1 protein-coding gene is annotated in these 681 nt (G+C 76.4%); it reads left to right on the top strand.

What is annotated here, in order from left to right; genetic code table 11:
- The coding region (locus E1165_RS28680; protein ID WP_207917073.1) for a glutamate mutase L at positions 1-681 on the top strand (681 nt) is incomplete at both ends.

The raw sequence follows: 681 nt of genomic DNA, 5'->3' as shown, positions 1-681 counted from the left end.
CGGTGGTGGGGTACGAGCGTCTCGTCACGGCGCAGGCGGGCCGTCGGGTGGGGTTGTCGGCGGGGGCGAACGTGGTACACGTGGCCGCCGGGCGGCTCGGTGCCGCGGAGTTGGCCGCGCTGCGGGCGGCCCGACCGGACGTGGTGCTGCTGGTCGGGGGCACCGACGGTGGGGATGCCGACACGTTGGCCCACAACGCGACCCGGTTGGCGAGGGCGCGTTGGCGGGTGCCGACGGTGCTGGCCGGCAACGTCGCGGTGCGCGATGAGCTGTCGGCGTTTCTGGCCGGGGCGGGGGTGCCGGTGACGGCGGCGGATAACGTGCTGCCGCGTATCGGGGTGTTGGCGCCGGTGTCGGCGCGGGCGGCGATCCGGGAGGTGTTCCTGCGGCACGTCATCGGCGGCAAGCGGCTGTCGCGGGGGTCCCGGTTCGCGCGGTTGGTGCGCGCGGCCACCCCGGACGCGGTGCTGACCGGGGTGGAGGTGCTCGCCGACACCCTGGGCGGGGACCTGGTGGTGGTGGACGTCGGTGGCGCCACCACCGACGTGTACTCGGTGCTGACTCCGGACGAGCGGGCCGACGGGCCGGGCCGGGAGGTAGCCGGGTCGCTGTGGCGGGCCCGCACCGTGGAGGGGGATCTGGGAATGCGGTGGAGCGCGCCCGGGGTGGTGCGGGCGGCGG

Origin of the sequence: Micromonospora sp. KC723 (assembly GCF_004348595.1) — a bacterium.
Lineage (GTDB): Bacteria > Actinomycetota > Actinomycetes > Mycobacteriales > Micromonosporaceae > Micromonospora.
Note: the sequence above shows the minus strand (reverse complement) of the source record. Positions and strands in the feature narration are given on the sequence as shown.